The sequence below is a fragment of the Micromonospora maritima genome, from assembly GCF_902825405.1.
GTDB lineage: Bacteria > Actinomycetota > Actinomycetes > Mycobacteriales > Micromonosporaceae > Micromonospora > Micromonospora maritima.
On sequence record NZ_CADEAU010000327.1, the window covers coordinates 1 to 6108 of the forward strand.

Below are 6108 nucleotides of genomic sequence, written 5' to 3' on the forward strand. Positions count from 1 at the left end.
CGGGTCGCAGGGCGTCCTGGCCGCGGAGAGCCGGGCCGACGACGACGAGTCGTCGGCGCAGCGGACCGCGATCGCCCTGATCGCCGTGTCCGGGCTGCTGGTCGTGCTGGCGCTGGCCCTGGCCACGCGCTCGCTGCGGCGCCGCAGCGAGATCGGCGGGGCGGACCCGGCCGGCCCGTCGACCGCGGAGCGGTGAGCCGGCGTCGGCGGTGATCTGAATTACGGCCGGCGGTACTAAACGCTGCAAAGCGGGGCATACACCGGCCCGTTCGGGTCCCACACGTCGGACCTCCACCAAGGGGGCCCTAACCGGGCGACGTAGGCTCTGACGTGAGAAACGGAGCGGGCCGCGCCGGTGAGGGCGACGGCGCTCAGCGAAGCGAGGTGCGGGCGTGACCAAGCAGATCCGTCAACTGGACCGGGTGGTCATCCGGTTCGCCGGCGACTCCGGCGACGGCATGCAGCTCACCGGCGACCGGTTCACCTCGGAGACGGCGCAGCTGGGCAACGACATCTCCACGTTGCCCAACTTCCCGGCCGAGATCCGCGCTCCCGCCGGCACGCTGCCGGGTGTGTCGAGCTTCCAGGTGCACTTCGCCGACTACGACATCCTGACCCCGGGTGACGCGCCGAACGTGCTGGTGGCGATGAACCCGGCGGCGTTGAAGGCGAACCTGGCCGACCTGCCGCGCGGGGCGGACATCATCGTCAACACCGACGAGTTCACCCGGCGCAACCTGGCCAAGGTCGGCTACGCGACCAGCCCGTTGGACGACGACTCGCTCGCCGGCTACGCGGTGCACCCGGTCGCGCTCACCTCGATGACGATCGGGGCGCTGGCCGAGCACGACGTGTCCAAGAAGGACGCCGAGCGGGCCAAGAACATGTTCGCGCTCGGGCTGCTGAGCTGGATGTACTCCCGCCCGTACGAGTCGACGCTGCGGTTCCTGGAGCGCAAGTTCGCGGCCCGCCCGGAGCTGGTGGCGGCGAACGTGGCCGCGTTCCGGGCCGGTTGGAACTTCGGCGAGACCACCGAGGACTTCTCCGTCCGGTACGAGGTCAAGCCGGCGAAGATGCTGCCCGGCACCTACCGCAACATCACCGGCAACGCGGCGCTGTCGCTGGGCCTGGTGGCCGCCGGGGTGCGCTCCGGGCTGCCGGTGTTCCTCGGCGCCTACCCGATCACCCCGGCCTCGGACATCCTGCACGAGCTGAGCAAGCACAAGAAGTTCGGCGTGGTCACCATGCAGGCCGAGGACGAGATCGCCGCGGTCGGCGCGGCGCTCGGCGCGTCGTACGGCGGCGCGCTCGGCATCACCACCACCAGTGGTCCGGGCGTGGCGCTCAAGAGCGAGACGATCTCCCTGGCGGTGGCGCTGGAGCTGCCGCTGGTCATCGTCGACGTGCAGCGGGCCGGGCCGTCCACCGGCATGCCCACCAAGACCGAGCAGGCCGACCTGAACATGGCCCTGTACGGCCGGCACGGCGAGGCGCCGGTCGCGGTGGTCGCGCCGAAGTCGCCGTCGGACTGCTTCCACGCGGCGCTGGAGGCGGCCCGGATCGCGCTCACCTACCGCACCCCGGTGATCCTGCTCTCCGACAACTACGTGGCCAACGGCTCGGAGCCGTGGCTGCTGCCGGACGTGGAGTCCCTGCCCGACCTGCGGGTCGAGTTCGCCACCGAGCCCAACGGCGAGGACGGCACCACGTTCCTGCCCTACCTGCGGGACCCGCAGACGCTGGCCCGCCCGTGGGCGGTGCCCGGCACCGCCGGCCTGGAGCACCGGATCGGCGGCCTGGAGAAGGCCGACAAGACCGGCGACATCTCGTACGACCCGGCGAACCACGACTTCATGGTGCGGACCCGGGCGGCGCGGATCGAGACCATCCCCGTGCCCGACGTCGAGGTGGAGGACCCGGACGGCGACGCCCGGGTGCTGGTGCTGGGCTGGGGCTCCACGTACGGCCCGATCGGCGCCGCCTGCCGGGGCCTGCGCCAGCGCGGGCTGTCGGTGGCCCAGGCGCACCTGCGCCACCTGGCCCCGATGCCGGCCAACCTCGGTGAGGTGCTGCGCTCCTACGACCGGGTGGTCGTCCCCGAGATGAACCTCGGCCAGCTCGCCCACGTGATCCGGGCGAAGTACCTGGTCGACGCGATCGGCTACAACCAGGTCCGCGGCCTGCCGTTCACCGCCGCCGAGCTGGAGACGATGCTGGAAGAGGTCCTGAAGAATGTCTGAGCCCGTCGCCCTGAAGCTCACCGCCAAGGACTTCAAGTCCGACCAGGAGGTGCGCTGGTGCCCCGGTTGCGGCGACTACGCCATCCTGGCCGCCGTGCAGGGCTTCATGCCGGAGCTGAACATCGCCCGGGAGAACATCGTCTTCGTCTCGGGGATCGGCTGTTCGTCCCGCTTCCCGTACTACATGAACACCTACGGGATGCACTCGATCCACGGCCGCGCCCCGGCGATCGCCACCGGCCTGTCGGTGTCCCGGCCGGACCTGTCGGTCTGGGTGGTCACCGGTGACGGCGACGCGCTCTCCATCGGCGGCAACCACCTGATCCACGCGCTGCGCCGCAACGTCAACCTGAAGATCCTGCTGTTCAACAACCGGATCTACGGGTTGACCAAGGGCCAGTACTCGCCCACCTCCGAGGTCGGCAAGGTCACCAAGTCGACCCCGGTCGGCTCGGCCGACGCGCCCTTCAACCCGCTCTCGCTGGCGTTGGGCGCCGAGGCCACGTTCGTGGCCCGGACCATCGACTCGGACCGCAAGCACCTCCAGTCGGTGCTGCGCGCGGCCGCCGAGCACCAGGGTTCGGCGTTCGTGGAGATCTACCAGAACTGCAACATCTTCAACGACGGCGCGTTCGACCCGCTGAAGGAGCCGGCCACCCGGGACGACTTCCTGATCCGGCTGGAGCACGGACAGCCGATCACGTTCGGCTCCGACGGGCAGTTCTGCGTCGTCCACCCGCCGGGCGGCTTCGGGTTGGAGGTCCGGGAGACCGCGGCCACCCCGGCCGAGGAGATCGTGGTGCACGACGCCACGGTCGCCGACCCGGCGTACGCCTTCGCGCTGTCCCGCCTGCCGGGCCTCGACCTGCGCAACACCCCGATCGGGGTGTTCCGGTCGGTGGACCGCCCGTCCTACGACAGCGTGGTGCAGGAGCAGGTCGCCGCGGCGCGGGCCGGGGTCGACCAGACGCCGGAGCAGCAGCTCTCCGCGCTGCTCGGCAGCGGCGACACCTGGACGATCCTCTGACCGGTCGCTGACCCGCCGACGTGAAGGGCGGGCCGTTCCCCCGCGGAACGGCCCGCCCTTCGGCGTCGAGGCGATCGTCAGGCCACCGCCGCGGCGGGTACCCACAATTCGTCGACCGCCCGCTCGGCGGCCGCCAGGCTCTGCTCGTGCAGCGGGATCAGCTCGGCCATCGCCGGGTTGACCGGGGCCAGGGTCAGCTCGGCGGAGATGAACCGCGGCTCCAGGCCGGTCATCGAGATGCCGTGCGGCAGCCACGGCTCGGCGTGGTCCCAGCCCTCCTTCGGGCTGCCCGCGCCGTATCCGCCGCCCCGGCTGACCAGGACCACGAACTCACGACCGCCGAGCAGGCCGGCCCGGGTCGCCGGGTCGTACGCGAGGCCGGGGGCGATCAGGTGGTCGACCCAGGACTTCACCGCGCTCGGCGCGCCGTAGTTGTAGAGCGGCAGCCCCAGCAGGACCGTGTCGGCCCGGGTCACCTCCCCCACCAGTTCCTCGGTCAGCTGCCAGGAGGCGCGCTGCTCGGGCGTGTGCTGCTCCGGCGGCACCATCCGGGCGAGACCGCCGGCGGCGTCCAGGTGCGGCACCGGGCTCTGCCCGAGGTCCCGGTAGGTGACCGTGCCGTCGGGGTGGGCGGCGCGCCAGGCGGCCGCCGCGCGGGCGGTGAGCCGCCGGCTGACCGACCGCTCGCCGGTGATGCTGGAGTCGATGTGCAACAGGTGTGCCATTAGTTGTTCCCCCTCCATGGATCGTTCGTGTAGGACCAACTATTTATAGCAGGGCGATGTTCCGTGGGCCGCGTAAACTGGGTCACATGTCCGCCGTGCCCACCGACGAGTCGGAGCGCCGTTCCGGGCCGCTGCTCCAGCACCTGGCCCGCCGGATGCGGCTGCGCTCCGAGTCGGTGCTGACACCGCTGGGCCTACGTCCCCGACACCTGGTCGCGCTCACCGTGCTGCGCGACTCGGGCGGCATCAGCCAGCAGGGGCTGGCCGCCACGCTCCAGATCGACGGCACGAACGTGGTCGGGCTGCTCAACGACCTGGAGGCGGACGACCTGGTCGAACGGCGCCGCTCGCCGGAGGACCGCCGCCGGCACGTGGTCAGCCTCACCGAGGCCGGCACGAAACGACTCCGCGAGGCCGAGTGCGCGCTCGCCGGCGCGGAGGAGGACGTGCTGGGCGCGCTGGCGCCGGGCGAGCGCGACCTGCTCTACGAGCTGCTGCGGCGGGCCAGCCAGGGTCGATCGTCGTCCTGTGCCGAGGTGGTCGCGGAAGGCGGGCCGGACGCCTGCTGACCGCAGGCGGTGACGCGGCCCGGCGGGGCCGGACCCGACCGGCCCGGCGGCCGGCTCAGACGGTGGTGGTCGGTTGCGGCCGGTCGTCCCGGACGTGGACCAGCATGTCGCCGGTCTCGATCGTCGCGGCGGCACGGTCGTTCAGCGTGACCACCTTGCCGCGGCGCACCAGCGCGATCACCAGCGACTCCAGCTCACGCGGCGAACGGCCCACCTCGCTGCGCTCGGCCGAGCGCATCGCCAGCGCCATGCCCTGACCCGGGGTGAGCAGGTCCTCCACCACGTCGATCAGCGGCGGTGCCGAGGTGGAGAGGCCGAGCAGCCGACCGGCGGTGGCCGACGACACGATCACGTGGTGCGCCCCGCTCTGCTTGAGCAGCGGCGCGTTCTCCGCCTCCCGGACCGCCGCGATGATCCGCACCTGACCGGCGGTGAGCTGCCGGACGGTCAACGCCACCAGCACCGAAGCGTCGTCGCTGTCGGTCGCGATGATGACCGCCTTGGCGGTGCGGATGTGCGCCTCCTCCAGCACCGACGAGCGGGTCGCCGAGCCCTCGATGGTGACCAGCCCGTTCGAGGTGGCCTGCCGCAGGGCCGGCCCGCTCCGCTCGACCACCACGATCTTGGACTTGTCCGCCCCGTTCTCCAGCAACGCGGAGACCGCGCTGCGGCCCTTGGTGCCGTAGCCGCAGATGATGACGTGGTCCTTCACGCTTCTCCTCCACCGCGACAGGCGACGGCCGGTCCGGTACTGCTCGGTCAGGACTTCCAGGGTGGTGCCGACCAGGATGATCAGGAAGAGCACCCGGGCGGGGGTGATGAACAGGACGTTGATCAGCCGGGCCGACGGACTGGCCGGCGTGATGTCGCCGTAGCCGGTGGTGGAGAGCGAGACCACCGTGTAGTAGAAGCAGTCGAGGAGGGTGAGCCCGTCCTCGTTGACGTCGCGGTAGCCGTCGCGGTCGAGCCAGACCACGAAGACGGTGGCGAAGACCAACCCGAGGGCGGCGAGCAGGCGCAGACTCAGCGCGCTCAGCGGCCCCCGCCGTTGCGCGGGAAAATGGATCACCGTCGGTCCCGCTCCGCCACCGTCGCCTGCACGCCCACAAGATAACGGGTACGCCGGGATCCGGCCCGCCGGGTGGCCGTCCCGACCGGCCGGGCCACTCCCGGCGGCGCGGACGGGGCATGATGGAGACGTCCGGGACGGCGACCGCGAGGGAGGCCGGCATGTCGTTGCTGCGACGGGTGATCGGCGGGGTGCTCCGCCGGATCCGCCTGCGTCAGGGCCGGACGCTGCGTGAGGTGGCCCAGGCCGCCGGGGTCTCCCTGCCCTACCTCTCCGAGGTCGAGCGCGGCCGCAAGGAGGCGTCCTCCGAGGTGCTGGCCGCGATCTGCCGGGCGCTCGGGATCCACCTCGCCGACCTGCTGGAGGAGGCGCGCGACGAGCTGCGCCGGGAGCGGCCCGCGCCGGTCGGTTCCGCGATCCCGCTGGCCCGTCTCGACCGCGCGCCGGCCACCCGCACCGGCCCGCACCTGCGGGTCGG

At 72.1% G+C, this 6108-nt stretch carries 6 protein-coding genes and 1 pseudogene; 5 read left to right on the top strand and 2 right to left on the bottom strand.

Features of this window, described 5'->3' with window-relative positions:
- The 3 genes and pseudogenes from HUW36_RS23325 to HUW36_RS23335 form a co-directional block, all read left to right on the top strand.
- Window positions 1-196: pseudogene (locus tag HUW36_RS23325) on the top strand (hypothetical protein); the annotation flags it as partial.
- Between the two features lie 196 nt (window positions 197-392).
- A complete protein-coding gene (locus tag HUW36_RS23330; protein WP_174530136.1) occupies window positions 393-2240 on the top strand; it encodes a 2-oxoacid:acceptor oxidoreductase subunit alpha in 1848 nt (615 codons plus the stop codon).
- Complete coding sequence (locus HUW36_RS23335) at window positions 2233-3267, top strand: 2-oxoacid:ferredoxin oxidoreductase subunit beta (RefSeq protein ID WP_174530137.1); 1035 nt, start codon at window positions 2233-2235, stop codon at window positions 3265-3267. The genes HUW36_RS23330 and HUW36_RS23335 overlap by 8 nt, the downstream gene beginning before the upstream one ends.
- A 77-nt stretch (window positions 3268-3344) precedes the next feature.
- On the opposite strand, the gene HUW36_RS23340 is transcribed toward HUW36_RS23335, so the two are convergent.
- Window positions 3345-3992 carry an FMN-dependent NADH-azoreductase gene (locus tag HUW36_RS23340; RefSeq protein ID WP_174530138.1) on the bottom strand — a complete coding sequence of 216 codons (648 nt, stop codon included), beginning with the start codon at window positions 3990-3992 and terminating at the stop codon, window positions 3345-3347.
- Window positions 3993-4078: 86 nt separating this feature from the next.
- On the opposite strand from HUW36_RS23340, the gene HUW36_RS23345 reads away from it, so the two are divergent.
- Window positions 4079-4561, top strand: coding sequence for a MarR family winged helix-turn-helix transcriptional regulator (locus HUW36_RS23345; RefSeq protein WP_174530139.1), 483 nt, complete (start codon window positions 4079-4081; stop codon window positions 4559-4561).
- A gap of 55 nt (window positions 4562-4616) precedes the next feature.
- On the opposite strand, the gene HUW36_RS23350 is transcribed toward HUW36_RS23345, so the two are convergent.
- A complete protein-coding gene (locus HUW36_RS23350; protein ID WP_174530140.1) occupies window positions 4617-5630 on the bottom strand; it encodes a potassium channel family protein in 1014 nt (337 codons plus the stop codon).
- Window positions 5631-5791: 161 nt separating this feature from the next.
- Between HUW36_RS23350 and HUW36_RS23355 the strand changes: the two genes are divergently transcribed.
- The coding region (locus HUW36_RS23355; protein ID WP_174530141.1) for a helix-turn-helix domain-containing protein at window positions 5792-6108 on the top strand (317 nt) is incomplete at its 3' end.